Genomic DNA, 26,956 nt, shown 5'->3' with positions numbered 1-26,956 from the left:
CCCGACAGGGCGGGGCGGTGTTCGAAGCGGAGGGCGAATCAGCCGGCGTGAGCCAGCGGCTGCGCGTCGTACTCCTTGCGCACCTCGTACAGCACATCGAGGTTGTTGTGCTGCCAGGGGTGGAAGTCGGACTTGAAGAAGTCCATGTATTCGCGCAGCAGCGGGCGGAATACGCCGTGCTTGCCCCAGGTCCACTTGATGCCGTCGCGCCAGACGCGCCAGTTCCACAGCAGGCCGTCGACCTTGAGCATGTGCACCAGCCCGCGGAAGGTATCCAGCACGAAGAAGAAGGTCGCCATGCGCATCGCCCGGCGCAGCAGCTTGCGGCTGCCGCAGACCTGGTTGTAGACATCGAAGGCCACCGCCTTGTGCTCGGTTTCCTCCAGCGCGTGCCAGCGCCACAGGCGTTGCATCACCGGGTCGGCGCCCTCCATGGTGCGCGGGTCGGTCAGCAGCCCGTTGGCCATGATCGCGGTGATGTGCTCCAGCGCGGCAGTCGCGGCCAGCTGGCGGCGGGCCGGGAATTTCTTCTGGGTGAAGCGGATGCGCGCCTGGGCGCGCTTCTCGATGGCGGTGATGTCGTAGCCCAGGTCACGCAGGCGCTGGCTGTAGGTCAGGTGTTCGCGGCTGTGGTGGCCTTCCTGGCCGATGAAGCCGCGGATCTGCTCCTTGAGCACCGGGTCGCTGATCTGGTCGCGGAACTGCCGCACCGAGTCGATGAAGAAGCGTTCGCCATCGGGGAAGAGCACCGACATGGCGTCGAACAGGTGGGATTTGAAGGCGTCTCCGCCGTGCCAGTGACGCGGCAGCGGATCGGGCAGATCGAAGTCCATGTGCCGGGGCTTGATCTCCAGTCCTGCGGGGGTGGTGCTGGCCATGGCGGCTCCATTGTTGTGGTTGTCCATGGTCATTACTCTGGGCTTGTAGGGAAAGCGTCACAAGGTTATTGTCTGCCAACTTTCCGGTCATATCCGGCCAGCGGTCAGCATAAGAAAAACGATGAAACAACCGCTCAACTTCACCGCCGAACTGGTGCCCGTCGCCTATGCGCAGGCGCTGCTCGATCTCGCCGAGGAGCTGGGCGTGCCCCGCGCGCGGCTGTTCGAACTGGCCCGCGTGCGCCCCGAGGTGCTGCAGAGCCCCAACGGTCGCCTGTCCTTCATCGACTTCCACCAGCTCTCCAGTACCGCCCTGGTGCATTGCAACGAGCCGGCCTTCGGGCTGTTGCTGGGGCAGCGGCTGAACGTCTCGACCCACGGCATCCTCGGCTACGCGGTGCTGTCCAGCGCCAACCTCGGCCGCGCCATCGGCTTCGCCCTCAAGTACTACCGTGTGCTCGGCCTGGCCTATGACCTGGAAATGGTGGAAGACGGTGGCGTGTCCTACCTGCGCGCCAGCGAGTCGATCCCCCTCGGCCCCACCAGCCGCTTCGCCGCTGAAGGCCTGATGACCAGCCTGCACACCATCGCCCGCTTCCTGGTGGGAGAACCCTTGCAGGGCGTCAGCGTGGGCTTCGCCCATGCCGAGCCGGATTATGTCGAGCGTTATGCCGAGGCATTCGGCTGCGAGGTGCTGTTCGACCAGCCATTTCATTTCATCGGCCTGCCCAGCGATTACCTGGCGCGGCCCATGGCGCTGGCTAACCCGGCCACGGTGCAGATGTGCGAGCAGCAGTGCGAGGCGCTGCTGGCCACGCTGGACGTGCAGGAAGGCCTGCTGACCCGCATCCGCCGCCTGTTGCTGGCGCGCCCCGGCGAATTCCCAGACCTGGAGGCGGTCGCCGCCGACCTGCACACCAGCGGCCGCAGCCTGCGTCGACATCTTTCGAACCTGGGCACCACCTACCAGGAAGTGCTCGACGACGTGCGCAAGCGCCTGGCCCTGCAATACCTCACCACGACCCACCTGCCGCTCTACGAGATCGCCCTGCTGCTGGGCTTCAACGACCCGTCGAACTTCCGCCGGGCGTTTCGCAAATGGACCGGCAAGCTGCCCACCGATTACCGCCAGGGCGACTGATGCATTGACCCGGCGGCTCGCCAGGGGAGGGCGGAATCGGCGAAAATGGCCGCCGTGTTCTTCCGCAACCGAGCGAGTCTTCGATGAGCGAACAGCCTGCCCTGATCCGCGAAACCTTCCCCGTCGGCCCATTGCAGTGCAACTGCACCATCATCGGCGACCCGCTGACGAAGAAGGCCATCGTCGTCGATCCGGGCGGCGACCACGAACTGATCCTGCAGCGCCTCGACGCGCTGGGGTTGAAGGTGGTCAGCATCATCCACACCCACGCGCACCTGGACCACTTCCTCGCTTCCGGGCAGATGAAGGAGAAGACCGGTGCGACCCTGCACCTGCACAAGGACGACCAGTTCCTCTGGGACAACCTGGAGATGCAGTGCCGCATGTTCGGCGTGCCCTACACCCCGGTGCCTTCGCCGGACCAGTGGCTGGCCGATGACGAGGAGCTGGCCTGCGGTTGCGGCGTGGCACTGCACACGCCGGGGCATACGCCCGGCTCCATGAGCTTCTGGTTCCCTCGGGACAAGCTGCTGATCGCTGGCGACACGCTGTTCCGTCGCAGCATCGGTCGAACCGACCTGTGGGGCGGCGACTACGCCACCATCGAGCGCTCGATTCGTGAGCGGCTGTATTCGCTGGACGAAGAAGCGACCGTGGTCACGGGGCATGGCCCGGACACCAACCTGGGTGACGAGATGCGCGAGAATCCCTTCATCCGTGCTTAAGGTTGCTGCGGAATTATTTGCACGACCTACGCTCTAACTTGCCGCCCGCTACTGGGTGTTTCGCTATTCGAGGAGTCATCCGTCATGTTCACCGCACGTAGTCTGTCCATGGTCGCGGCTGCCACCGCCTTTGCCCTCATGGCCGGTTGCGCCTCCCAGAATCCCTATGATCCCAACACCCAGGTTCCGCCCGAAGGTGGCGTGAGCAAGACCGCCAAGTACGGTGGCCTGGGCGCACTGGCCGGCGCCGTCGCCGGTGCTGCGATCAACCACAACAACCGTGGCAAGGGCGCGCTGATCGGCGCAGCCGCCGTGGGCGCCGCTGCCGCGGGCTACGGCTACTACGCCGACAAGCAGGAAGCCAAGCTGCGCCAGCAGATGCAGGGCACCGGCGTGCAGGTCGAGCGCCAGGGTGACGACATCAAGCTGATCATGCCGGGTAACATCACCTTCGCCACCGATTCGGCGAACATCGCGCCGTCCTTCTATACCCCGCTGAACAACCTGGCCAACTCGTTCAAGGAGTTCAACCAGAACAGCGTCGAGATCGTCGGCTACACCGACAGCACCGGCAGCCGCCAGCACAACATGAACCTGTCCCAGCGTCGTGCGCAGTCGGTGGCGACCTACCTGACTTCCCAGGGCGTCGACCCGTCCCGCGTCAGCACCCGCGGCATGGGCCCGGACCAGCCTGTAGCGTCCAACGCCGACGTCAACGGCCGCGCGCAGAACCGCCGCGTGGAAGTGAACCTGAAGGCCCTGCCGAACGCGCAGACCCAGCAGTACCAGCAGCAGTAAGCAGCGCCCATGAAAAAGCCCGCCGATTGGCGGGCTTTTTTGTGGACTCTTCGTAGGAGCGAGCTTGCTCGCGAACCGGCGCTGCTCGGTGCCATGCGGTTCGCGAGCAAGCTCGCTCCTACAAAAAAGGTCAGGCCTTGGCGGCGGGAAATTCGCGGTGCAACTGGGTCAGCAGCTGATCCTTGCGCTCCCACAGCTGGTTCACCCACAGCTGGAACTCGGCGCGGTAGCCTTCGTCCTGGTCGTAGCTCTTGCCGACGAACTGGCGGGGGATTTCCATCTCCTCGAAACGTACCACCACCGAGCGCAGGCGGCCGGACAGCAGGCACCAGAAGGTCGGGCGGCCGTCGGGATAATGGATGGTGACGTTGACCAGGGTGCGCAGTTGCTCGCCCATGGCGTCGAGGACGAAGGCGATGCCGCCGGCCTTGGGCTTGAGCAGGTGCTGGAACTGCGAGTTCTGCTCGTCATGCTTGGCCTGGGTGAAGCGGGTGCCTTCGAGGAAGTTGAAGATCGCCACCGGGATGCGGCTGAACTTGGCGCACGCCTTGCGGGTGGTTTCCAGGTCCTTGCCTTTCTTCTCCGGGTGCTTGGCCAGGTAGGCCTTGGTGTAGCGCTTCATGAAGGGGAAATCGAGCGCCCACCAGCACAGGCCGATCACCGGCACCCAGATCAGCTCCTGCTTGAGGAAGAAGCGCAGCAGCGGGATGCGGCGGTTGAGCTGGTACTGCAGGACGAGAATGTCGACCCAGCTCTGGTGGTTGCTGGTGACCAGGTACGAGTGGTCGTACTCCAGGCCCTTCAGGCCCTGCACATCCCAGTGGGTGCTGCGGACCAGGTTCATCCAGCCCTTGTTGCAGGTGATCCAGCTTTCGGCGATCACGCTCATGATCTTGCTCAGCGCCAGCTGCGCCGCGCTGAACGGCAGCAGCAGCTTGATGATCGACATGCCCAGCAGTGGGATACACCAGCACAGCGTGCTCGTCACCAGGATCAGGGTGGCGAGAATGCCGCGCAGGGTGTGCGGGAGGAAACTCAACATCGAGGAATGGTCCTTGTACGTAGGCGCCCGGTCGGTTGGGCGCGTGATGCGTTCTTGGGCACATCCCTCGTGCCGTTTCAGTCAGCTGTCCTTGCTGCTGTCTGCCTGGATCGCCGTCAGTGCGATGGTGTAGACGATGTCGTCCACCAGCGCCCCGCGTGACAGGTCGTTCACCGGTTTGCGCAGGCCCTGCAGCATCGGCCCGATGCTGACGCAGTCGGCGCTGCGCTGGACCGCCTTGTAGGTGGTGTTCCCGGTATTCAGGTCGGGGAACACGAACACATTGGCGCGTCCGGCCACCTGGCTCTCGGGAGCCTTCAGACGGCCCACGCTGGCGATGGCGGCGGCATCATACTGCAAGGGACCGTCGATCAACAGATCGGGGCGTTTTTCCCGCGCGATGCGTGTAGCTTCGCGGACTTTCTCGACATCTGCGCCGGTTCCGGAGTCGCCGGTGGAGTAGCTGATCATCGCCACCCGCGGGGTGATGCCGAAGGACTGCGCCGAGGCGGCACTCTGCAGGGCGATCTCCGCCAGGTCACTGGCCGAAGGATCGGGATTCACCGCACAGTCGCCGTAAACCACGACCTGGTCGGGCAGCAGCATGAAGAACACCGAGGACACCAGGTTGTAGCCGGGCGCCGTCTTGATCAGCTGCAGGGCCGGGCGGATGGTGTTGGCGGTGGTGTGGATGGCGCCGGAGACCAGGCCGTCCACCTCGTCCAGGGCGAGCATCATGGTGCCCAGCACCACGTTGTCTTCCAATTGCTGTTCGGCCATCGGCGCGTTCAGGCTCTTGCCCTTGCGCAGTTCGACCATCGGCTCGACGTAGCGGCTGCGCACCAGGTCCGGGTCGACCACTTCCAGGTCCTCCGGCAGCACGATACCGAGCATCTGCGCCACCGCCTGCACGTCGTCGGGCTTGGCCAGCAGCACGCAGCGGGCTATGCCACGGGCATGACAGATGGCGGCGGCCTGCACGGTGCGCGGCTCGCTGCCTTCGGGCAGGACGATGCGCTTGCCGGCACGGTTGGCGCGCTGGGTCAGCTGGTAGCGGAACACCGGCGGCGACAGGCGCAGTTCGTGGGGGGAACCGCAGCGGTCCTTGAGCCAGCCGAAGTCGATGTGCTCGGCGACGAACTCGGTGACGCGCTCGGCGCGTTCGCGGTCGTCCACCGGGATTTCCTTGTTCATCCGCGACAGGTCGCCGGCGGTGTCGAACGAGCCGGTCTTCACCGTCAGCACCGGCAGGCCGCTCTGCAGCGCACTGCGGCACAGCTCCATGATCCGCGCGTCCGGCATCAGGCCCGAGCACAGCAACAGGCCCGCCAGCGGCACGCCGTTCATGGCAGCCAGGCAGGCTGCGAGGATGATGTCGTCGCGGTCGCCCGGCACCACCACCAGCACGCCGGGCTTGAGCAGGTGCACGGTGTTGGGAGCGGAGGGCGCGCAGAGGATGATCTTCTGCACGCGGCGTTGTTCGTAGTCACCGGCGTTGAGTACGCTGGCGTCCAGCAGGTCAGCCACGTCGCGGGTGCGCGGGGCGTTCATTTCGTCCTGCCAGGGAATGCAGCCGAGCAGACGGACGTCGCCGTCGCGCAGCAGCGGGGAATGTTCCTTCAGGCGTTCGCCAAACAGCCGTGCGGCTTCCTCGGCGTCGCGCGGCATGTCTTCGCTCTCTCCGCCGCGCACCTTGTTGACGATCAGGCCGGCCAGGTGCGGATCGCGCGAGCCGCCGAACAGCTGGGCGAGGATCTCGATGCGGTCGGACAGCTCGCTGACTGTCTCGTTGTCCGGCGCGGAGACGAGGATCACCTCGGCGTCGACGCTGCGCGCCAGGTGCGCGTTGATGCGCGCGGCATAGCTGGCGTGCTTGGTCGGCACCATGCCCTCGACGATCATCACGTCCTTGTCGACGGCGGCGCTGTTGTACATGCCGACGATGTCTTCGAGCAGCTCGTCGAGCAGGCCGTCGCCGAGCATGCGCTCGACCTTGGCCAGCGACAGCGGGGTAGGCGCGTTGAGGCCATGGGTGCGCGCGACCAGTTCACTGGAGCGCTCCGGGCCATCGTCGCCGGCGTGGGGCTGGGCGATCGGCTTGAAGAAGCCGACCTTCAGGCCGGCACGTTGCAGGGCGCGAATCAGCCCCAGGCTGGTCGAGGTCAGGCCGACACCGAATCCGGTCGGTGCGAGGAAGAAGGTGTGCATCCGGGCTCCTTAAGCCGTGCGGGAGTGGGCGTTGCCCTTGTGGGGCACAACCGGTGAATCTTCAGTCGAGGACGGCCAGGGTGTCGAGTGCGATCTGCTTCTCTTCGTTGGTCGGGATCACCAGCACGCGGGGGTGGCCGGCCAGGTGGATCGGCCCGCCGACGCCGCGCACGCAACGCGCGTTGGCCTCGCCATCGAGTTCGAGATTGAGCACGTGCAGGTGCTTGACCGTGAGGTTGCGCACCAGCGCCGAGTTCTCGCCGATGCCGCCGGTGAAGATGATGCCGTCCAGCCGCGGCAGCGCACAGGTCAGCGAGGCCAGGGACTTGGCCAATCGGTAACAGAATACTTCGATGGCCAGCGCCGCATTGGCGTGGCCCTGCTCGCGGGCGTTTTCCAGGGTGCGCATGTCGTTGGACAGCCCCGACAGGCCGAGCAGGCCGCTGTCGTGGTTGAGCATGTGGTCGATCTTCTCCAGGCTCCAGCCCAGGGTACGCGCCAGGTGGCTGTGCAGGTTCGGATCGACGTCGCCGGAGCGGGTGCCCATCATTAGCCCCTCCAGCGGGGTCAGGCCCATGCTGGTGTCGCGGCTCTGGCCGTTGGCGATGGCGCAGGTGGAGCTGCCGTTGCCCAGGTGCGCGGACAGCCAGTAGCTGTCGCCCACCGCCAGCCCGCTCATTTCCGCGGCCTTATGGCTCACGTAGCGGTGGCTGGTGCCGTGGAAGCCGTAGCGGCGCACGTGCTGCTCGCGGTACAGCGGCTCGGGGATGGCGTAGCGGAAGGCGCGCTCGGGCAGGCTCTGGTGGAAGGCGGTGTCGAACACGGCGATGTGCGGCAGGTCCGGGTAGAGCGCCATGGCGGCGTCGATGCCCACCAGGTTGGCCGGGTTGTGCAGCGGCGCCAGCGGCGAGGTCTCGCGGATGGCGCTGAGCACTTCATCTGTCAGGCGCGAGGCCTGGGTGAAGCGTTCGCCGCCGTGCACCACGCGGTGGCCGATGGCATGCAGTTCGCCCTGGGCGGCCTTGGCCACCAGCGGCAACAGGCGGGCGAGGGCGGCCTTGTGGTCGGCGCCTGGCAGCTCCAGGGTCTGCGGCTGCTCGTCGGTCTCGCCCTGCCAGCGCAGGCTGGCGCCGTTGGCGCCGAGGCGTTCGGCCAGGCCGTGGAGGATGAAGTCTTCGCGCCCTTCGCGGACCAGGGCGAACTTGATTGATGAACTGCCGCAGTTGATCACCAGGATATTGCGAGCCGGCATGCCTACTCCTTGTTGCTGTCGTTTTCCTTGGCGCACCAGCCGCAGGGGAACCAGCGGCCGATCTGCGCCTTGCGCTGCTGCGGGTCGAGCACCCAGGGCCGCGACTGCCAGGGCGGCTGGTGGCGCAGGTGCTGGGTGTGGCCGCAGGACAAGACTGCCACCCAGTGGCCGTCTTCGTCCTGATGAAAGTCAAGCAGGCGCGGCGGGGCCGCGTGATCCCGTCCGTCTGTCTTCGGGTCGCATTCGGGGGCGTCGCCGCGTAAACTTACGCGCTCAACTTCTATATCAGATAGGTTTCGAACCATGCAGATCGCGGCCAACAAGGCGGTTTCCATCGACTATACCCTGACCAACGACGCGGGTGAGGTCATCGACAGCTCCGCCGGCGGCGCTCCGCTGGTTTACCTGCACGGCGCCAGCAACATCATCGGCGGCCTGGAAAAGGCTCTGGAAGGCAAGCAGGTCGGTGACGAGCTGGACGTGACCGTCGAGCCGGCCGATGCCTACGGCGAGTACAGCGCCGAACTGGTCGCCACCCTGACCCGTGAAATGTTCGAAGGCGTCGACGAGCTGGAAGTGGGCATGCAGTTCCACGCTTCCGCTCCGGACGGCGGCATGCAGATCGTCACCATCCGCGACATCGAAGGCGATGACGTGATCGTCGACGGCAACCACCCGCTGGCTGGCCAGCGCCTGAACTTCAAGGTGAAAGTGGTCGATATCCGCGACGCTTCCGCCGAAGAAGTTGCCCATGGTCACGTCCATGGCGAAGGTGGTCACCACCACTGATTGCTGTCGCCCGGCCGGAGATCGACCGGGTGAAGCCATCATTGAGCTGCTAAGCTCAAGCGGGAAAGGCGCCTTCGGGCGCCTTTCTCATGCCACCTGATCGACTGCAACATGGCCAGGGCATTTTTCCCGCATCCACTGGGATTGCGCAGCACGACGGACAGGTTGTCCGCTCCCTGCGCGGGCACTGCGTGCCTACTTCTTCAAGGAGCAAGCAATGAGCGCTTTTCACGATCTGACGCTGCACGGTCTGGACGGCCAGGATCTGCCGCTGGCGCCGCTCAAGGGCAAGGTCGTGCTGGTGGTCAACGTCGCCTCGAAATGTGGCCTGACCCCGCAGTACGCCGCTCTGGAAAATCTCTACCAGCAATACAAGGACCAGGGTTTCGTGGTGCTGGGCCTGCCCTGCAACCAATTCGCCGGGCAGGAACCGGGCAGCGAAGCCGAGATCCAGTCGTTCTGTTCGCTGAACTACGGGGTCAGCTTCCCGATGTCGGGCAAGCTTGAGGTCAACGGCACCGAGCGCCATCCGCTGTACCGCCTGCTGGCGGGCGAGGGCGCCGAGTTCCCCGGCGACATCACCTGGAACTTCGAGAAGTTCCTGCTCGGCCCGGACGGCCGCGTGCTGGCGCGCTTCAGCCCGCGCACCACGCCGGATGACCCGGCGCTGATCCAGGCCATCGAGAAGGCGCTGGGCGTCTGATCGATCCACCGGCGGGAGAGGGCGCAAGCGCCAATCCCGCCGGCATTTCTCCCCTTCATCTTGTTCCACGGCCATGCTGCCGGCTTAATCGGGCGACCTGCTTCCGGAGCCCGCCATGAGCCGTTTCGCCGCCGAGTCCGCCTGCCTGCCCGCTACCCCCGATGCCTTGCGCGCGCTGATCGAACAGCGCCGCGCGGTGCGCCGCTTCCTCGATGAGCCGGTGCCGGAGGCCGTGCTGCGTGACTGCCTCGAACAGGCGGTGCTGGCGCCCAACGCCTGCAACCTGCAGCCGTGGAGCTTCCAGGTGATCCGCGATGCCGAACTGCGCCGCCAGCTGGTGCCGGTGTGCCTGGGGCAGAACGCCGCGCGCACCGCCCCGGTGCTGATCGCCGTGCTGGCGCGCCCGGATACCTGGCGCGAGTCCTGCGCGGCCATCCTCGACCAGTGGCCCGAGCCGCAAGTGCCGGACAAGGTGCGCGACTTTTACCTGCGCAGCGCGCCTTTTCAGTACAACCAAGGCGCGTTCGGCCTGCGCGGGTTGTTCAAGCGCGCGCTCTACTCGGTAGTCGGTCTGCGCCGTGCTCTGATGCGCCAGCCCAACAGCCATGCCGAGATGCGCCTGTGGGCGGTGAAGTCCACTGCGCTGGCGGCGCAGAACCTGATGCTGGCCTTGCAGAGCCACGGCTACGCCACCTGCCCCATGGAAGGCTTCGACGAAGTACGGCTGCGCAAGGTGCTGCAGATTCCCCGGCGCGCCATACCGATCATGCTGCTGGCCGCCGGGCGGGCTGCCGACAATGGCGTCTACAACCCGCGCCTGCGTTTCCCGCTGGAGCAGCGCGTCAGCTGGCACTGAGCGCATCGGGCCTGGTCAGTACGCCCATGCGCCCGCCGCCGAAGGACCAGTCGTCCGCGTCGCTGTTGGTGATCTGCACCATCACATCCTCACTGGCTATTCCCAGTCGTTCGCCCAACAGCGCGTTGAGCCGGCGGTAGAACGCCTGCCGCGTCTGCGAATCCCGCGGGCGGCCGATGGTGATGGCGATCAGCACGAAGTCGTCGCTGCGCGGCCCGCCGAGGTAATGACGGTTGAAGACGAACTCTTCCGGCTGGTGCTGGTGGATCATCACGAACTGGTCGCCTTCGGGCACGTTGAAGGCCTCGTGCATGGCGTCGTAGACGGTGTCGGCGAGTGCGCGCAGGTACTCGGGCTGCTTGCCCTTGAGCAGGGAGATGCGGACGGTAGGCATGGTGTTACTCCTCTTCGAGACGATTGAGAGCAGAAGCGGCCGTCGGCCAGCCGCTATAGAAAGCCAGGTGGGTGATCAGCTCGCCCAGCTCTTCGCGGGTCAGGCCGTTGTCGCGGGCCAATTGGAGATGGAAGGGCAATTGCTCCAGGCGTCCCAGCGCGACCAGGGCAGCAACGGTCGCCAGGCTGCGCTCTCGCGGGGCCAACTGCGGGCGCTGCCAGATATCGCCGAACAGCACTTCCTCGGTAATCTGCGCCAGTTTGGGAGCCTGTCGCTGCAGGTCGGGGGAAACCTGGGGTGGAGAAGACATCGTGCCGTTCCTCTTCTGTGGCTTGACGAGTTCAGGCTAGCCCGGCAAGTTGATTCGGAAAATCGGGAAATATTTGACCGACAGTTCGAATAATCAGGATTGTTGCCGTGGCCCGCATCAACTTCGACCTGGACGTGCTGCGCACCTTCGTTACCGGTATCGAGCTGGGCAGCTTCGCCCGTGCGGCGGATCGCCTGGGGCGTTCCACGTCCGCGGTCAGCGCACAGCTGAAGAAGCTGGAAGAACAGGCCGGCACCCCGGTGCTGCGCCGTGAAGGCCGTGGCATGGCGCTGACCGAGGCGGGCGAGACGCTGCTGGGCTACGCCCGCCGCCTGCTGGAGCTGAATGACGAAGCAGCCGGCGCCCTGCGCGGCGGTTCGCTGGAAGGCCGGGTGCGCCTCGGCCTGCAGGAGGACTTCGGCGAGACCCTGCTGCCTGCCGTGCTGGCACGCTTCGCCCGTGCCCATCCCAAGGTGCGCATCGAGGTGCGCACGGCGCGCAACCAGCAGCTCATCGAAGGCGTGCGCAGCGGCGAGCTGGACCTGGCGCTGGCCTGGGAAACCGGCGAGCGCACCCCGCACATGGAGCGCATCGGTGCGGTGGCGCAATGCTGGATCGGCGCGCCGGAGTCACTCCCGTCTCCCGGTGCAGAACCCTTGCCGCTGGTGATGCTGGAGGCGCCGTGCCTACTGCGCAGCGCGGCCACGGCGGCGCTGGACCGGGCCGGCATCGCCTGGCGCGTGGCGTTTACCAGCGCCGGGTTGTCCGGAATCTGGGCGGCGGTCGGTGCAGGGCTTGGAGTCGGCCTGCGCACGCCCATCGGTCTGCCGGCCAGCGTCGAACGGCTGGATGCCGAGCGAGCGGGTTTACCGCTGATGGCGCCGCTGGGCCTGTGCCTGCACCGTAGCGAAGCCGAGCCGGAAGCGCTGGTGGTGCGCCTGCGTGAACTGCTTCAGGAAGGCGTCGCGGAGCTGCTGGAAAGCCTGGCAATGCGCTGATCCGCTTCTGGAGGAAAATCACTGCGATCAATGGTGCTGGCAAAAGCGAGACGACCGGTCATATTCTTGCCGCCATGAACAGCATCCGACTCGACAAGCGCGACCTGATCCTCGCCAAGGGCTCCCTGGCGATGACCCGCAGCGGCTACCACGGCACCGGCGTGCAGGACATCGTCCAGGCCGCCGGCATCCCCAAGGGCTCCTTCTATCACTACTTCGAAAGCAAGGAAGACTTCGCCCTGCAGGCCCTGGAACATCTCTACGCACCGCGCCTGGCCCGCTACGCCGAGGCGCTGGGCAATCCGGCACTGGGCCCGCGTGCGCGCATCCTCACCTATTACCGCGAACTCCTGGCGCACTTCGCCCGCCAGGAGAAGCTCGAATACCACTGCTTCATCGGCAGCCTGAGCTTCGAGATGGCCGAGCTGTCGCCGCCGATCGCCGAGCGCGTCGACGGTATCCTCCAGCAGTCCATCGACACCCTGCGCGGTTGTCTCGCTGAGGCCCAGCGCGCCGGTGAGTTGCCTGCATCCGAGAACGTCGAGTCCCTGGCCGAGTTCATCGGCAACGCCTGGCAGGGCGTGCTGGCGCGAATGAAAGTCAGCGCCTCGCTCATGCCGGTGGAACGCTTTATCGAACGCCTGGAGCACCTGCTCCGGGCCTGAACTGCCTGAGTCATCCCAACCCCTTTGTAAAAGAACGAGACGACCGGTCGCCTGGTCGTCATGGAGACTTCAATGACCGCATCCGTAGACACCCTGTTCTCGCCCTTCCGCCTGGGCGGCCTGGAACTGCCCACGCGCATCGTGATGGCGCCGATGACCCGCAACTTCACCCCGGGCGGCGTCCCCCACGCCCAGGTGGTCGAGTACTACCGTCGCCGTGCCGCAGCGGGCGTCGGCCTGATCGTCACCGAAGGCACCACGGTCAACCACAAGGCTGCCAACGGCTACCCGAACGTGCCGCGCTTCCATGGTGAAGACGCCCTGGCCGGCTGGAAGCAGGTGGTCGACGCCGTTCACGCCGAAGGCGGCAAGATCGTCCCGCAGCTGTGGCACGTCGGCGCCGTGCGCCGCCTGGGTACCGAACCGGACGCCAGCGTTCCGGGCTACGGCCCCAGCGGCAAGGAAAAGGACGGCACCGTGCTGGTCCATGAGATGACCAAAGAGGATATCCAGGAAGTCATCGCCGCCTTCGCCCAGGCTGCGGTCGACGCCAAGGCCATCGGCATGGACGGCGTGGAAATCCACGGCGCCCACGGCTACCTGATCGACCAGTTCTTCTGGGACGGCAGCAACAAGCGCACCGACGAATACGGCGGCAGCCTGGCCAACCGTTCGCGCTTCGCCATCGAGCTGATCCAGGCTGTGCGCGCCGCGGTCGGCCCGGACTACCCGATCATCTTCCGCTTCTCGCAGTGGAAGCAGCAGGACTACAGCGCCCGCCTGGTGCAGACCGCCGAAGAGCTGGAAGCCTTCCTCAAGCCGCTGTCGGATGCCGGCGTGGATATCTTCCACTGCTCCACCCGTCGCTTCTGGATTCCGGAATTCGAAGGCTCCGACCTCAACCTGGCTGGCTGGACCCGCCAGCTGATCGGCAAGCCGACCATCACCGTGGGCAACGTCGGCCTGGACGGCAGCGAGTTCCTGGCCTTCTTCGGCAACACCGAGGAAGTCGCCCAGCCGTCGGGTATCGACGGGCTGCTGGAGCGCCTGAACAAGGAGGAGTTCGACCTGGTGGCCGTCGGCCGCGCCCTGCTGGTCGACCCGGACTGGGCGGTGAAGGTGCGCGATGGCCGTCTGGAGGACATCAAGCCGTTCAGCCGCGATGCGCTGATGTCGCTGGCCTGATTCGCGATCCGCTGAAATGAAAAGCCCCTGGCGCCATCGGCGCCAGGGGCTTTTTCGTTGAATGCACGGAACACCCTGTAGGAGCGGATCTTATCCGCGATCCGCCGGCAGGGCCGGCGCCTTCTTCTGATCCTGCTCCAATGTTGCTGCTTTGGCTTGGGTACTTCGGCGCCGCTTCGGCGTATGCGCAGGCTTCGTGTTTCGCCCCCTCGGGCGACCTACTTTGGCAAACGCCCCAAAGTAGGCAAAGGTCTTGCCCCGGACATCCGGTTTTTCGCTTAGGCGAAAAATACCCTCGTTGAAGCGCAGTTTCAGGGGCCCGCCGCGAAGGGCCATCCCTGGCCCATCGCGGCTCTCGCGACATCCATGTCGCTCAACCCCTGAAACTCCGCTTCAACGAGGCCTCCTGAACGGGGCAGTCGGAGTGCGCGGATATTTCTCTGGAAGTCCTCAAGAGCCAAAGCCAAAGCCAAAGCCAAAGCAGGATCGGTGTGGGGTGGGCTCTTTGTAGGACCGAGGGGGACGCCTAGTTCTTGCTCGCGAACCAACCCCGTCGCCGGAGATGTTCGCGAGCAAGCTCGCTCCTACAGATGGCGTTACGTCTATGGCTGGGTATTGATTGCCTGAATGGTCTGAAAGCCCCGTCCCAGGCGTTTACAAATCTTTTCCGAGACCCACCTTTCCGCATGCTGACTTCCCGGTCCGAAACGGGCAGAGTATGACGGCGTTCACACAAAAATAGGCCGGGATACGGCCATAGGAGTAAGACATGCGGATCGGCTTGGTGGTCGATGCAACCTGCGACCTTCCCCCGGAATTCCTTGCTGCCAACAACATTCGCGTGCTGCCCATCGGCATTCGTGTGGGCGAGCGGCGCATCGTCGATGACCGCGATCCCGAGACTACCCTGCGGTTCTATTCCCAGGACCTGCCCAAGGTCGGCCCCGAGGACGGCAGCGAACCGCTGACGCCGGCGCAGACCCACGACTGGTTCCTCGAAAAGCTGGTCACCGACTTCGATTACGTGATCTGCCTGACCGTGACCAGCCAGCGCAGCCCGATCTTCGAAAACGCCACCCAGGCCTCCTTCAGCCTGCTGCAGAGCTACAAGGAACGCCGCGCCGCCGCCGGCATCGCCGGGCCGTTCGCGCTGCGGGTGATCGACAGCCAGACGGTCTTCGCCGGCCTTGCCGTGCTGGCCGCCGAAGGCGCGCGCCTGCTCGGTGAGGACCAGCATCCCAACGCCGTGCGCACACGCCTGGAGCAGCTCAGCCAGCAGATGAACACCTTCCTGGTCGCCAGCGACCTGGGGCACATCCGCCGCCGGGGCTTCCAGAAGGGCGACCGCAGCAGCATCGGCGACCGTCTGCGCGGAGCCTTCCTCGGCCTGGGTTCGATGCTCGACATGAAACCGGTGCTGAGCCTGGTGCAGGGCGAGGACAAACCCGTGTCGGTGTCGCCGAACTACGAGAAATCCGCCGAGCGCCTGCTCAACTTCGCCCGTGCGCGGGTCGAGGCGGGCGAGCTGCTGGCGCCGCAGATGTGCCTGAGCTACGCCGGCGACCCTTCCGCACTGCGTGACCTGCCCGGTTTCGCGGCGCTGGAAGATGCCTGCGAGGTGAAGGGTGTGAAGGTGCACTTGGCGATGCTCAGCCCCACCGGCGGCATCAACCTGGGTGCGGGCGCCATGAGCCTGTCCTTCGCCGCCGAGCCCAAGCCCTTCGCCTGATCCCTACTTGGGGACCTGGGCGCGACCGATTGCCGTGGGATTCTTCCCCGGCACGGTCTGCCGACAGGCTTCCAGCAGATAACCCTCGAAGCGCTCGACCACCGCGTCCCACGCCTGATGAATGGCGTGGTGGCGCGCGTTAAGTCGCACCCGGCGCAGGTGCTCGGCGTCGCCCAGCAGCCAGCTCGCCGCCTCGAAGAAGCCCTGGTCGTCGCCCGGCGAGGCAAGCACGCCGTTGTGTCCATGGCGGATGTGCTGCCCGGCTGCCGCCTGGTCGAAGGCGACCACGCCGAGCCCGGAGGCCAGCGCTTCGAGCACTACATTGCCGAAGGTTTCCGACAGGCTGGGGAAAAGGAACAGGTCGCCACTGGCGTAGTGGCGGGCCAGTTCCTCGCCGCGCTGCAAACCGCAGAACACCGCCTCGGGCAGCTCCTTCTGCAAATGCGCGCGTTGCGGGCCGTCGCCGACTATCACCAGGCGCAGCTTGCGCTGCGGATGCGCCGCGCAGAGGGCGCGGAAGCTGCTGCCAAGCAGCGACAGGTTCTTCTCCGCCGCCAGCCGGCCGACGTGCAGGACGGCGATATCCCGCTCGCCCAGGCCCCATTCGCGACGAAGCTCATCGTCACGCCGGCCCGGCTGGAACAGCTGGCTGTCGACCCCGCGCGACAGCTGCGCGAGGTGCTCGAAGCCGCGCCGCTGCAATTCCAGCGACTGGCTGACACTGGGCACCAGGGTGGTCTGGGTACGGTTGTGGAACCAGCGCAGGTAGACGGTCACCAGGCGCATCAGCGGGCCGAAGCCGTAGTGCGCGCTGTATTGCTGGAAGTTGGTGTGGAAGCCGCTGATCACCGGAATCCGCAGGCGTCGCGCGGCGCGCAGGGCGGCCAGCCCCAGTGGGCCTTCGGTGGCGATGTAGAGGACGTCCGGGCGTGTGCCTTGCCAATGCTTGAGCAGTTTGTGCAGGCACGACTGGCCCCATTGCAGGCCCGGATAGCCCGGCAGCGGCCAGCCGCGGGTCAGCACCAGTTCGCGGTCGCTGTGACGGCCTTCGTCGACCTGCTGGCGCGGGCGGACGATCTGGATCTGGTGGCCAAGGCGCATCAGCCCCGAGGCCAGGCGCCCGAGGGTATTGGCAACGCCGTTGATTTCCGGCGGAAAGGTCTCGCTGATCAGCGCGATGCGCAGGGGATTCGTGGTCATGCAGGCAGTGTCCCGGCGCGCGGTAACGCGCCAATGACAATGCGATGATCAAAAGGTGACAGCGCCCGGCAGCCTGTCGACGAGTTGGCAGATCGGCCTTCCCGGCACGCCTGCCGGGGGCTGTGTCTGGTCGCGGCGAAAGCCCCCTGAATACAGTGGCCGCCCGCGGGGCTAGCCGGCCCCGCCGTGATGCCGAGGTATTTGTGAGCGCGGGTGTGCGGTACGTGGAAAAGCAGCTGGTCTACCTGCTCTATGGCGGGCGGCTGAGTTACGAGCGAGAAGCCAAGTTCAGCATCCTCAGCGCGCTGGCAGCCAGCCGGGGGCAGGAGCTGCCGGTCATCCGCGTGCTGACCGACCAGCCCCAGGCGTTCGAAGGCTGGCCGGTGGAAACGCGGGGCCTGGGGCGGCAAACCCTTGATGACTGGCTCGGCTCCTCGGGCTACACGCACCGGCGCAAGGCCTGTGCCATCGCTGCGGCGTGCCAGTGGGCCGACAAGACAATCTTCATCGATACCGACACAGTCTTCCGCAGCCCGCCAATCCGCCTGTTCGAGCGCTTCGGTAATGGCCGCCATCTGGTCGATACGGTGGAAATGCACTGGGTGGAGGCGAAGCAGCGGAGTGAGTACGCCGGGTTTGTCGCTGCGCTGGAGCGCGATGGCGCGGCTCCCGATGATCATCTGCGCCTGTGCAACAGCGGCGTGTTCGGCCTTACCTGTGACGATCAGGAGTTGATGCAGCGCTTGGTGCAGCGCATCGACCAGTGGGCCGGCCACGCCGCCGGGCTGCATACCATCGAGCAGATTGCCCTGTCCTTCGAGCTGCAGGGGCGGCAGGTCGCGGAGGCGCGTCCGGACGTCGAGCACTACTTCGCCTACAAGGGTTTTCTCCACGCCATGCAGGAACTGTTCTTCAAGCGCTATGGCGACCGCTTCGATCCGTTGCAGGTCGATCTGTGCACGGAGTTGCCCATAGGTCGGCCGCAGCCCTCGCGGCTCGCGCGGTTCTCCATCAAGCGCCGGCTCAGGGGGCTTTCCCCCGAGCTGCGCTCCATCGGGCGCAAGCTGCTCTATGGCTGCGCGCTGCAGGGCGGCGATTACCAGCGGGTCTGCAAGCGGGTCTGGTGGGATTCGGCGCTGGCCGACCTGCGCCTGCTGCGAGCCGGTGAGGGCGGCCAATGGCCAAGGGAAATTCCCTGCCCCGGACAGCGCGAGGCGCTGGAGTTCCGGGTCTTTGCGGGCGACGGACAAAGCGCCATCTGATCGAGGTGGCGGCCGCCGGCCGGGCAGCCGCCGGAGCGGATTACTGCTTCTGCAGCGCCTTCTCGCCGTCCTCGCGAACCCAGAACAGCACCGCACCGGCCACGGCGGCAGGCATGGCGACCAGGTTGACCASCGGGATCAGCAGCGCCAGGTAGGTGATGCCGCCAAAGCCCATGCACGCCCAGCGCTTGCTGCGCAGCCAGGCGAGCATCTCGTTCCAGCCCAGCTTGTGGTTGTCCGCCGGGTAGTCGATGTACTGCACGGCCATCATCCACACGCCGAACAGCAGCCAAAGCGGCGTGGCGATCAGGTTCAGGCCGGGGATCAGGCTGAGGATGAACAGCGCGAGGGCGCGCGGCAGGAAGTAGCCGAGCTTGCGCAGTTCGCGGCCGACGGTGCGCGGCACCATGGCCATCAGCTCGCCCCAGCTGAATTCGGGGAAGTCGTCCTTGCCGCGCACCACCACCTCGACCTTCTCCGCGAGGAAGCCGTTGAACGGCGCGGCGATCAGGTTGGCGAGCATGGTGAAGGTGAAGAATACGATCAGCAGCACCAGCGCCACGAACAGCGGCCAGAGGATGAACTGCAGGAAGCTCAGCCAGTCCGGCAGGCTCGGCATCAGCCAGTCGACCCAGTGGCTGAACTGGTTGATGGCGAAGCCGATCAGGCCGACGAACAGCAGGAGGTTGATGCTCAGGGGCAGCAGGACGAACAGTCGCAGGCCGGGGCGCATCATCAGTTTCAGGCCTTCGCTCAGGTATTGCGGGCCGCTCAGGGTGGACATCGGCATCTCCAGGGTTGATCCGTTGGCGACCTTAGCAGACCCGGCAAAGGCCCGGCGAGCCGTCTGTTTTGCCGGGTATGTGTCGGCGGATGCTGATTCAGGCGGGGGAATAGCGGTAGCAGCGATTGCGTTCCTGCTTGGCCTGGTACATGGCGATGTCGGCGGCGCGGGTGAGGGCGTCGGCGTCGCTGGCATCCTGCGGGAAGAAGGCGATGCCGATGCTGGGGGTGACGAAATCGATCAGCTGAGCGCCCAGCCGGTACTCCGCGCCGAGCACTTCCAGCAGTCGCGCGCCGAGGCCTTCGGCCTGTGCCGGCTCGGCGTTTTCCAGCAGCACGGCGAACTCGTCGCCGCCCAGGCGGAAGGCCTGGTCCGGCTGGCGCAGGCTGCTGCGCATGCGCTCGCCGACGGTGCTGAGCAGGGCATCGCCGGTGGCGTGACCGAAGCGATCGTTGACCTGCTTGAAGCGGTCCAGGTCGATGTACAGCAGCGCTACCCGACTGCAGCGGGTCACCGCCTGCTGCAGCTGCTCATTGAAGGCCTTGCGGTTGCCCAGGCCGGTGAGGGTGTCGCGGAAAGCCAGGTCGATCAGTTGCTTCTGATAGGCCACCTGGTCGCTGATGTCGCGCAGGATGCCGCGGAAGCCCTGGAATTCGCCCTGCTTGTCGCGGATCGCCGACAGTCGCGTCTCGCAGCTGACCAGGCGGCCGTCGCGGCGCCGGAAGGGCGCGGAGAAGGTGGTTTCCTGCTCATCGTCGCGGGCCTGGCGGTACAGGCTGCGGGCGCGCTGCCGGTCTTCGTCCTGCAGCAGCACGCTGAAGTGCTGGCCGCTCAGGCCCGTGGCGCTGTAGCCGAGCATGCGGCACAGGGCTGGGTTGACCGTGCGGATGATGCCCTGGCTGTCCATCTCGAAGAAGCCGTCGCGGATCGCGTCGAGGATCGCCCGGTCCCGCGCCTCGCTGCGTTCCACACGGTCGAGGGTGAGGTTGATCTGGTTGGCCAACTGGCCCAGTTCGTCCTGGCCCTGGCTGCTCAGGCGCGCCTGGCTGTCGCCTTCGCCGATGGCGGCGACCTCGCGGTTCATGCTGGTGACCCGGCGGATGATGCGGAACTCCAGCGCCAGGTACGCCAGCAGCGTCGCGCCGCCGAGCAGGGCGAGGGTCAGGTAGAGGAACAGCCGCACCGATTGCTGGCCCTGTTGGTAGAGCGGGCGCGGGCTGGTGACTTCCAGGCGCAGCTGCGGCTTGCCGCGCGAGTCCAGGTAGAGCAGCGACATCTGCTGGGTGTTCTCGTCCAGCACCCGGCGCGAGCTGAGCAGCGTGGCGCCGCGCCCGGTGGGGATGTTCAGGGTGCGCCAGTCGCTGCCCTGGACCTGGTCGTGGACCAGGCGCAGGCGCGCGCCCATCTGCGTCTGCAGGTTGGACAGGCGGGCGCTGTCGAGCAGCACCCCGGCAATCATCGCGCCGGCGGGTTCGGCATGCCCGGAAGAGCTGCTGATCGGGTAGCTGAGCAGCAGTTGCGGCACGCCGTCCACCTGCAACAGCTGGTCGAGGGTGTGCCGCGAGTCGCCATCCATGTCCAGCGCGCCGAGGCGGATCGCTGTGGCCAGGATGTTCTTGCGCAGGGTGTCGGCGTCCGGCATCGGCTGCTCGGGGAAGCGCTGCTGCAGGTTGCCCAGGTTCCACTGCTGGCCGGTGACGCGGCCTTCGCGGTCGACATACATCACGTAGTCGAAGCCGAGGATGCCGAGCAGGTCCTTGTCCAGATTGTCCTCGACGAAGCGCGATTGCGGCAGGCGCATGAAGCGGTAGCTGGCGTCCCACCAGGCATAGCTGTGGACGATGTCCAGGTAACGCTGCTTCTCGAAGGCCACGCGGTTGTGGACGATGCGCACCTCGTCGGCCAGGCGCTGGCGATCGCCGCGGTCGAAGCGGTCGAGCAGGATCATGTCCGACAGCAGCCAGACCCCTGCGAGGCTCGCGGCGAACAGGGGCAGGCACAGCCAGAGCAGGCGGGCGCGAAGGTTCATGCGTTGAGGTTTGGCCTTTGGCGTCTGTTTCAGTCTAGTCAGCCTGCCGGCGCGTGCCGGGGCATAGGCGCGGTCTATGGGCTGGATTGAGAATGGGCATTTCAGCAGGTTGGCCGGGCGCCGGTAAGCTGCGCGCCATGCTGGATCGAAAGAGTTCGAGGGCCTGGTCGCGATTGCCTGATCTATCTCAAGGGCGCGGGACCTCCTGCGGAAATCCCTGACTTATCTCAAGGGAATCCGGGGATTCTGCGGGACAATGCGTTTTGTGACCACGGTCACATCGCATGGTTCTTCAGTCTCCGGGCCATGCGTTCCGCGCAAGAAACCTTTTCGTGGAGCTGCCGCCCTCCCAACCTTCCCCCTGGTGCTTTGGCAGCTCCCTTTTCTTTCTCTGCGTCTCTCCCACCCATCTAGGAGGCTGCCATGTCCGATCGTCATGCACGGGTCATCATTCTGGGTTCGGGTCCTGCCGGCTACAGCGCCGCGGTCTACGCCGCCCGCGCCAACCTCAAGCCGCTGCTGATCACCGGCATGCAGGCCGGCGGCCAATTGACCACCACCACAGAAGTCGACAACTGGCCGGGAGACCCCCATGGCCTGACCGGCCCGGCGCTGATGCAGCGCATGCAGGAACACGCCGAGCGCTTCGAGACCGAGATCGTCTTCGACCACATCCATGCCGCGGACCTGGCCGGCAAGCCGTTCGTCCTCAAGGGCGATAGCGGCACCTACACCGCCGACGCGCTGATCATCGCCACCGGCGCCAGCGCCCGTTACCTGGGGCTGCCTTCGGAAGAGAGCTTCATGGGCAAGGGCGTCTCAGCCTGCGCCACCTGCGACGGTTTCTTCTACCGCAACCGCGAAGTTGCGGTGGTCGGCGGCGGCAACACCGCCGTGGAAGAGGCGCTGTACCTGGCCAACATTGCCAGCAAGGTGACCCTGGTGCACCGCCGCGAGAATTTCCGCGCCGAGAAGATCCTGCAGGACAAGCTGCGGGCGCGCATCGCCGAGGGCAAGATCGAACTGCGCCTGAACGCCCAGGTGGAAGAAGTGCTGGGCGACGCCATGGGAGTCACCGGCGTGCGCCTGCGCCACAACGATGGCGAAACGTCGGAGCTGAAGGTGGACGGCCTGTTCGTCGCCATCGGCCATACGCCGAACACCTCGCTGTTCGAAGGCCAGCTGGCGCTGAAGGACGGTTACCTGGTGGTGAACGGCAGCCGCGACGGCAACGCCACGGCGACCAACATCCCCGGCGTCTTCGCTGCCGGCGACGTGGCCGACCACGTCTACCGCCAGGCCATCACCTCCGCCGGCGCCGGCTGCATGGCCGCGCTGGACGTGGAACGCTACCTGGATTCCCTGTAACGGCCCGAAGAGCCGGCGTGCAGGAAGGGGCCCCGCTTGCGGGGCCTTTTTCTTTTCCGCTCGGCGAGGCGGGTGCTCTTCGTAGGGCGGATAACGCGGCAGCGTTATCCGCCGGTGTGGCAATCGGCGGATAACCCGTTCCGGGTTATGCGCCCTACGTACCTGATGTCGAGCCCGCGCCGAGGCCAGGCAGAACCACGAACGTAGGATGGGTGGAGCTTGCGATACCCATGCAGTGGGTGCAGCGGAAATGATGGGTATCGCTGCGCTCCACGCCATCCTACGACAGCGTTTGCCGGGGGCGGTGGCAGGGTGCGGTTCGCGAGCAAGCTCGCTCCTACAGGCGGCGTTTAGGATTGGTTGCACAGGATGGTCCTGAAGTACTCCGCGGGCGTACGTGTTCCAAGCCGTAGGGCGGATAACGCGGCAGCGTTATCCGCCGGTGTGGCAATCGGCGGATAACCCGTTCCGGGTTATCCGCCCTACACAAACACCGGCTCTCGCTTTTGCTCTTGAGGTCTTCCTGAGGAACATCCGCACGCGCCGAGTGCCCCTTTCAGGAGGCCGAAGGTGATCGGAGTTTCAGGGGTTGAGCGACATGGATGTCGCGAGAGCGTTGTCGGGCCAAGGATGGCCCGTCAACGCGGGCCCCTGGAACTCCGAAGAACCGAGGGTACTTTTCGCGAAGCGAAAAGCCGGATGTAGGGGCGAGACCTTTGCCTACTTTGGGGCGTTTGCCAAAGTAGGTCGCCCGAGGGGGCGAAACCAGAAGTTCGCGCGCACGCCGAAGCGGCGCGGAAACTTCCAAGCCCAAGCCCAAGCCCAAGCCCAAGCCCAAGCCCAAGCCCAAGCCCAAGCCCAAGCCCAAGCATCGCGGAGAAGCTCCGCTCCTACAAAAGCAAAAGTCCAGATGCCGGAGCCAGTCTGTGCGAGGGCTCCATGGGCGCGAACACGAGCATGGCCCGCTCCCGCGGCAGCTTGATACCAGAGCGTATCCCCAATGATGTGCGGGCCTCGCCCCGTTTGCGTCCCCCATGAAAAAGCCCCGCATCAGCGGGGCTTTTTCATCGAGCCGTAAAGCCTCAGCCGCGACGCGACAGCGGCTGGCGCTCGAAGTTGACGCCGGCAAGGCCGGTGGTCTGCAGTGCGCGGATGTTCGCGTGGTCGCTGCCTTCGGGGTTGTCACGCACGGCGCGGTAGTGCTCGCCGAACGCCAGCAGCGATTCTTCCTGGCTCAGGCCTTCGAGGATCGCGAAACCCAGGGTCTTGCAGGAGCCTTCGTTCTGCCCGGCGGGGTTTTCCACGCTGCCGTTGGTGAAGGCGCTGGGGCTGTAGCTGTAGTGCTCGGCGATGTACGCCAGGGTATCGGTGAACAGGTGCTGCTCGCTGCGCAGGCGCGAGCGGAAATCAGTGAGGGTCATCAAGGCAAACTCTTAGTGTTTCTTCGCGTGGTCGAAGGCCGCCTGTTGCTCGGGCGAGGCTTCCGTCTGGTACTTGGCCTTCCATTCGGCGTAAGGCATGCCGTAGATCTCTTCGCGGGCCTGGTCCGGGCTGACTGCCAGGTCCATGTCGTCGGCCGCAGCCTTGTACCACTTGGACAGGCAGTTGCGGCAGAACCCGGCAAGATTCATCAGATCGATGTTCTGCACATCCTTGCGGGTACGCAGGTGCTGCACCAGGGTGCGGAACGCCGCGGCTTCCAGTGCGGTGCGCTGTTCGTCGGTCAGGTTCATCGGCTCGGTCATGGCGTGTCTCTCAACTGGGGCGCATCAGAGGCGCATGGCGGGGCTGGCGGGATTCTAAGAGGCCGGCGATCTGCCAGCAACGCCCGTTGGCCGACTGGCACGGGCGTGCAGCAGAAAAGGCGGCGTCAGCGCTGCGCGGCGAGGGCGATCGATACCGATTCCGCGAAGCGCAGGGCATGGGGCTTGTCCACTTCCACCTCGGCGTAGCGCACGGCCGGGTTGGCCATGACCAGGTCGAGCAGCTCCTGGGTCAGGCGCTCCAGCAGGGCGAAGCGGTTCTCCTCGACGTGGGCAATGATCGCCTTGGTGATGGTGCGGTAGTTCAGCGCGTGCTCGATGTCGTTGACCTGCACGGCGTCGGTGGCCGGATAGAGGATGGTCAGGTTGATCAGCACATCCTGCTTGTTGAGGATTTCCTCTTCCTTGATGCCGATGTAGGTGCGTACGCGCAGGTCCTTGACCCGGATCCGCGCCATGCCCGGCTGCAATTGCGTCATTTCACTTGCTCCGTCCGATCAGTTGCAGGAATTCCTGGCGGGTATTGGTGGATTCGCGGAAGGCGCCGAGCATCACCGAGGTGTTCATCACCGAGTTCTGCTTCTCCACCCCGCGCATCATCATGCACATGTGCTGCGCCTCGATCACCACCGCCACGCCGGCGGCATGGGTGACCTGCTGGACCGCCTCGGCGATCTGCCGGGTCAGGCTTTCCTGGATCTGCAGGCGGCGGGCGAACATGTCGACGATGCGCGCCACCTTCGACAGCCCCAGCACCTTGCCGGTGGGAATGTACGCGACATGGGCCTTGCCGATGAAGGGCAGCAGGTGATGTTCGCACAGCGAGTACAGCTCGATGTTCTGGACGATGACCATTTCGTCATTATCCGAGGCAAACAGTGCGCCGTTGACGATTTCATCCAGCGTCTGGCCGTAGCCGTGGCAGAGGTACTGCATGGCCTTGGCTGCGCGCTTGGGAGTGTCCAGCAGGCCTTCGCGGGTCGGGTCTTCGCCGAGCCCCAGGAGGATCTGGCGGTAGTGCTCGGACATGTCTTCGATCATGGTGGGAATTCCTCGCGCCCGCGCCGGGCGGGTCATTTGAGGTGCCGGCCGCCGTTGACGGTCAGGGTAGTGCCGGTCACGTAGGGGCTGTCGAGCAGGTAGCGCACGCTCTGGTAGATCACGTCCGGGCCGGGCTCGATGGCCATGGCGGATTTCGCCAGGGTGCGGGCGCGGTAGGCGTCGTCGTCGCCTTCGTTGAACAGGATCAGTGCCGGCGCGATGCCGTTGACCTTGATGCGTGGCGCAAGACTCGCGGCGAAGGACAGGGTGAGGTTGTCCAGGCCGGCCTTGCTGGCGCAGTAGGCGATGCGGTTGGCGCTGCCCTTGCGGGCGACGTCGTCGGAGAGGTGGATGATGTCCGCCGGGGCGCCGCGCTCGGTGGCGTCGCGTTCGAGCAGCGGCGCGCAGCGCAGATTGATCAGGTACGGCGCGAGCATGTGCAGGCGGAACAGCGATTCGAAGGCCTGGGCTTCCTCACCGGGGGTGTCGCCGATCCACGCCGAGGCGTTGTGGATGATCGCGCGCAGGCGGTCGGTGGTGGACTTCAGTTCGTCGATGAAGGCGAGGATGCCGACCTCGTCGGCCAGTTCCGCGTGCAGGCAGGTGGCGCCCAGCTCGCGCAGTTCGGCGATGCCGGGCTTGTCCTGGCGATAGGTCACGATGACCGGCTGGCCTTCCTGCAGCAGGCGTCTGGCGCAGTGCAGGCCGATGCGCTGGCTGGCGCCGGTGATCAGGATGGGGGCTGGGGTCTGGCCCATGCGCGCCTCGCGAAAATCCACTGGGGGAAGCACCGCGACGGACAATGTCCCAGCGGCCGGGTAGGGCAAAACTATACCAGCCCCGGCGCGGTGCGGCACGGATGGGGCATAATGGGCGGCCTTGTCTTGCCTTGTGGGAGTGAACATGAAAGTCGCCATTGTGTCCGGTTCGGTCTACGGCACCGCCGAAGAAGTCGCCCGTCACGCCAAGCGCCTGCTCGAAGCCGCCGGCTTCGAAGCCTGGTACGACCCGCGCGCCACCCTGGACGCCATGCTCGAATTCGCTCCCGAAGCCTTCCTGGTGGTGACCGCTACCACCGGCATGGGCGATCTGCCCGACAGCTTCCAGCCGCTGTTCCACGCCATCCGCGACCGCCTGCCGGCCGAATGGCGCGGCCGCCCCGGCGCGGTGCTGGCGCTGGGCGATTCCAGCTACGGCGACACCTACTGCGGCGGCGGTGAGCAGGTGCGCGAGTTGTTCGCCGAACTGGGCGTGCAGGAAGTGGTGCCGATGCTGCGCCTGGACGGCAGCGAGACGGTGGACCAGGAGACCGACTCCGAGCCCTGGCTGGCCGACGTCATCGCCGCGCTGAAGGCCTGATGCATCCCCGCGCCCGCCAGCTGATCGACACGCTGCAGCTCGCCCCGCACCCCGAGGGCGGCTTCTACCGGCGCGTGTTCGAGTCCGCCCTGGCCGGCGCCGATGGTCGCCCGCAGTCGTCGGCCATCCTTTTCCTGTTGCCGGCGGGCATCGTCAGCCGCTGGCATTGTGTGGATGCCGACGAACTCTGGCATTTCCACGAGGGCAGCCCGCTGGAGCTGCTGGTTGCCGAACGGCCGGATGCCGCTGTGCGCCGCGAAATCCTCGGCCCGGTGGGCGAGGGCAGCCTGCCGCAGCGCGCCGTGCCCGCCCATGCCTGGCAGGCCGCGCGTTGCCTGGGGGATTACGTGCTGGTGGGTTGCACCGTGTCCCCCGCATTCGACTTCGCCGGCTTCCGCCTGCTGGCGGACGATGGACAGGCGCAGCGGGATTGGCCGCGCCTGAAGGATGATTTCGCCGATCTGATCTGAGGAGTTT

General features: G+C 66.0%; 29 protein-coding genes. 14 read left to right on the top strand and 15 right to left on the bottom strand.

Annotated elements, in window-relative coordinates; all coding sequences use genetic code 11:
• Positions 1-38: 38 nt before the first annotated feature.
• On the bottom strand, positions 39-878 hold the full coding sequence (locus tag QO207_RS14330) for a metal-dependent hydrolase (protein WP_301533082.1): 840 nt from the start codon (positions 876-878) through the stop codon (positions 39-41).
• 121 nt (positions 879-999) lie between these two features.
• Here QO207_RS14330 and QO207_RS14325 point away from each other — a divergent pair, with 121 nt between their 5' ends.
• The 3 genes from QO207_RS14325 (at position 1,000) to QO207_RS14315 (ending at position 3,542) form a co-directional block, all read left to right on the top strand.
• Positions 1,000-2,019, top strand: a complete 1,020-nt coding sequence (locus QO207_RS14325; protein ID WP_301533041.1) for an AraC family transcriptional regulator — start codon at positions 1,000-1,002, stop codon at positions 2,017-2,019.
• A gap of 83 nt (positions 2,020-2,102) precedes the next feature.
• On the top strand, positions 2,103-2,744 hold the full coding sequence (locus QO207_RS14320) for an MBL fold metallo-hydrolase (RefSeq protein ID WP_301533040.1): 642 nt from the start codon (positions 2,103-2,105) through the stop codon (positions 2,742-2,744).
• Positions 2,745-2,828: 84 nt separating this feature from the next.
• Entirely contained in the window at positions 2,829-3,542 is a 714-nt protein-coding gene (locus tag QO207_RS14315; protein WP_301533039.1) for an OmpA family protein, read from the top strand.
• Between the two features lie 130 nt (positions 3,543-3,672).
• On the opposite strand, the gene QO207_RS14310 is transcribed toward QO207_RS14315, so the two are convergent.
• The 4 genes from QO207_RS14310 to QO207_RS14295 form a co-directional block, all read right to left on the bottom strand.
• Positions 3,673-4,584 (bottom strand): acyltransferase, encoded by a 912-nt coding sequence (locus tag QO207_RS14310; protein ID WP_301533038.1) that lies wholly within the window; start codon positions 4,582-4,584, stop codon positions 3,673-3,675.
• 81 nt (positions 4,585-4,665) lie between these two features.
• Positions 4,666-6,792: a phosphate acetyltransferase gene (gene pta, locus QO207_RS14305; protein ID WP_301533037.1), complete on the bottom strand. Its 2,127-nt coding sequence runs from the start codon at positions 6,790-6,792 to the stop codon at positions 4,666-4,668.
• A gap of 61 nt (positions 6,793-6,853) precedes the next feature.
• The gene (locus QO207_RS14300; RefSeq protein ID WP_301533036.1) at positions 6,854-8,044 is read right to left on the bottom strand and encodes an acetate kinase; all 1,191 of its coding nucleotides are present in this window, start codon (positions 8,042-8,044) and stop codon (positions 6,854-6,856) included.
• A gap of 2 nt (positions 8,045-8,046) precedes the next feature.
• Positions 8,047-8,379, bottom strand: coding sequence for a DUF3565 domain-containing protein (locus QO207_RS14295; RefSeq protein ID WP_301533035.1), 333 nt, complete (start codon positions 8,377-8,379; stop codon positions 8,047-8,049).
• Between QO207_RS14295 and QO207_RS14290 the strand changes: the two genes are divergently transcribed.
• The 3 genes from QO207_RS14290 (at position 8,348) to QO207_RS14280 (ending at position 10,392) form a co-directional block, all read left to right on the top strand.
• Positions 8,348-8,833, top strand: a complete 486-nt coding sequence (locus QO207_RS14290; RefSeq protein ID WP_192430782.1) for a peptidylprolyl isomerase — start codon at positions 8,348-8,350, stop codon at positions 8,831-8,833. The two genes, QO207_RS14295 and QO207_RS14290, sit on opposite strands and share 32 nt — an antisense overlap.
• A 217-nt stretch (positions 8,834-9,050) precedes the next feature.
• Positions 9,051-9,536, top strand: a complete 486-nt coding sequence (locus QO207_RS14285; protein ID WP_301533034.1) for a glutathione peroxidase — start codon at positions 9,051-9,053, stop codon at positions 9,534-9,536.
• A 115-nt stretch (positions 9,537-9,651) separates the two neighbouring features.
• Entirely contained in the window at positions 9,652-10,392 is a 741-nt protein-coding gene (locus QO207_RS14280; protein WP_301533033.1) for a nitroreductase family protein, read from the top strand.
• Here the strand turns inward: QO207_RS14280 and QO207_RS14275 are convergent.
• Positions 10,379-10,786: a tautomerase family protein gene (locus QO207_RS14275; protein WP_301533032.1), complete on the bottom strand. Its 408-nt coding sequence runs from the start codon at positions 10,784-10,786 to the stop codon at positions 10,379-10,381. The two genes, QO207_RS14280 and QO207_RS14275, sit on opposite strands and share 14 nt — an antisense overlap.
• 4 nt (positions 10,787-10,790) lie before the next feature.
• The gene (locus QO207_RS14270) at positions 10,791-11,096 is read right to left on the bottom strand and encodes a carboxymuconolactone decarboxylase family protein (RefSeq protein WP_301533031.1); all 306 of its coding nucleotides are present in this window, start codon (positions 11,094-11,096) and stop codon (positions 10,791-10,793) included.
• A 107-nt stretch (positions 11,097-11,203) separates the two neighbouring features.
• Here QO207_RS14270 and QO207_RS14265 point away from each other — a divergent pair, with 107 nt between their 5' ends.
• The 4 genes from QO207_RS14265 (at position 11,204) to QO207_RS14250 (ending at position 15,673) form a co-directional block, all read left to right on the top strand.
• Positions 11,204-12,094 (top strand): LysR substrate-binding domain-containing protein, encoded by an 891-nt coding sequence (locus QO207_RS14265; protein WP_301533030.1) that lies wholly within the window; start codon positions 11,204-11,206, stop codon positions 12,092-12,094.
• A gap of 74 nt (positions 12,095-12,168) precedes the next feature.
• On the top strand, positions 12,169-12,759 hold the full coding sequence (locus tag QO207_RS14260; protein WP_301533029.1) for a TetR/AcrR family transcriptional regulator: 591 nt from the start codon (positions 12,169-12,171) through the stop codon (positions 12,757-12,759).
• 72 nt (positions 12,760-12,831) lie between these two features.
• On the top strand, positions 12,832-13,944 hold the full coding sequence (locus QO207_RS14255) for an NADH:flavin oxidoreductase (protein WP_301533028.1): 1,113 nt from the start codon (positions 12,832-12,834) through the stop codon (positions 13,942-13,944).
• Between the two features lie 769 nt (positions 13,945-14,713).
• The gene (locus tag QO207_RS14250; RefSeq protein WP_301533027.1) at positions 14,714-15,673 is read left to right on the top strand and encodes a DegV family protein; all 960 of its coding nucleotides are present in this window, start codon (positions 14,714-14,716) and stop codon (positions 15,671-15,673) included.
• A gap of 3 nt (positions 15,674-15,676) precedes the next feature.
• Here the strand turns inward: QO207_RS14250 and QO207_RS14245 are convergent, their stop codons facing one another.
• Positions 15,677-16,873: a glycosyltransferase family 1 protein gene (locus QO207_RS14245; RefSeq protein WP_301533026.1), complete on the bottom strand. Its 1,197-nt coding sequence runs from the start codon at positions 16,871-16,873 to the stop codon at positions 15,677-15,679.
• A gap of 224 nt (positions 16,874-17,097) precedes the next feature.
• Between QO207_RS14245 and QO207_RS14240 the strand changes: the two genes are divergently transcribed.
• Entirely contained in the window at positions 17,098-18,135 is a 1,038-nt protein-coding gene (locus QO207_RS14240) for a hypothetical protein (RefSeq protein ID WP_301533025.1), read from the top strand.
• A gap of 40 nt (positions 18,136-18,175) precedes the next feature.
• Here QO207_RS14240 and cysZ read toward each other — a convergent pair whose 3' ends face one another.
• Positions 18,176-18,919, bottom strand: coding sequence for a sulfate transporter CysZ (gene cysZ / locus QO207_RS14235; protein WP_301533024.1), 744 nt, complete (start codon positions 18,917-18,919; stop codon positions 18,176-18,178).
• Between the two features lie 97 nt (positions 18,920-19,016).
• Entirely contained in the window at positions 19,017-20,948 is a 1,932-nt protein-coding gene (locus QO207_RS14230; protein WP_301533023.1) for a diguanylate cyclase, read from the bottom strand.
• Positions 20,949-21,371: 423 nt separating this feature from the next.
• On the opposite strand from QO207_RS14230, the gene trxB reads away from it, so the two are divergent.
• On the top strand, positions 21,372-22,316 hold the full coding sequence (gene trxB, locus QO207_RS14225) for a thioredoxin-disulfide reductase (RefSeq protein WP_301533022.1): 945 nt from the start codon (positions 21,372-21,374) through the stop codon (positions 22,314-22,316).
• 1,082 nt (positions 22,317-23,398) lie between these two features.
• Here trxB and QO207_RS14220 read toward each other — a convergent pair.
• The 5 genes from QO207_RS14220 to folM form a co-directional block, all read right to left on the bottom strand.
• On the bottom strand, positions 23,399-23,737 hold the full coding sequence (locus tag QO207_RS14220) for a HopJ type III effector protein (protein ID WP_301533021.1): 339 nt from the start codon (positions 23,735-23,737) through the stop codon (positions 23,399-23,401).
• A 12-nt stretch (positions 23,738-23,749) separates the two neighbouring features.
• Positions 23,750-24,061 (bottom strand): DUF1244 domain-containing protein, encoded by a 312-nt coding sequence (locus QO207_RS14215; RefSeq protein WP_301533020.1) that lies wholly within the window; start codon positions 24,059-24,061, stop codon positions 23,750-23,752.
• 125 nt (positions 24,062-24,186) lie between these two features.
• The gene (gene folX, locus QO207_RS14210; RefSeq protein ID WP_301533019.1) at positions 24,187-24,558 is read right to left on the bottom strand and encodes a dihydroneopterin triphosphate 2'-epimerase; all 372 of its coding nucleotides are present in this window, start codon (positions 24,556-24,558) and stop codon (positions 24,187-24,189) included.
• Position 24,559: 1 nt separating this feature from the next.
• On the bottom strand, positions 24,560-25,120 hold the full coding sequence (folE, locus tag QO207_RS14205) for a GTP cyclohydrolase I FolE (RefSeq protein WP_301533018.1): 561 nt from the start codon (positions 25,118-25,120) through the stop codon (positions 24,560-24,562).
• 32 nt (positions 25,121-25,152) lie between these two features.
• Positions 25,153-25,878 (bottom strand): dihydromonapterin reductase, encoded by a 726-nt coding sequence (gene folM / locus QO207_RS14200; RefSeq protein ID WP_301533017.1) that lies wholly within the window; start codon positions 25,876-25,878, stop codon positions 25,153-25,155.
• A 145-nt stretch (positions 25,879-26,023) separates the two neighbouring features.
• Between folM and QO207_RS14195 the strand changes: the two genes are divergently transcribed.
• Complete coding sequence (locus QO207_RS14195) at positions 26,024-26,479, top strand: flavodoxin (protein ID WP_301533016.1); 456 nt, start codon at positions 26,024-26,026, stop codon at positions 26,477-26,479.
• The gene (locus tag QO207_RS14190; protein ID WP_301533015.1) at positions 26,479-26,949 is read left to right on the top strand and encodes a cupin domain-containing protein; all 471 of its coding nucleotides are present in this window, start codon (positions 26,479-26,481) and stop codon (positions 26,947-26,949) included. The genes QO207_RS14195 and QO207_RS14190 overlap by 1 nt, the downstream gene beginning before the upstream one ends.
• Positions 26,950-26,956: the final 7 nt, after the last annotated feature.

The organism is Pseudomonas sp. CAN1, from assembly GCF_030462585.1.
Lineage (GTDB): Bacteria > Pseudomonadota > Gammaproteobacteria > Pseudomonadales > Pseudomonadaceae > Pseudomonas.
This window is presented reverse-complemented; position numbering and strand designations above follow the sequence as displayed.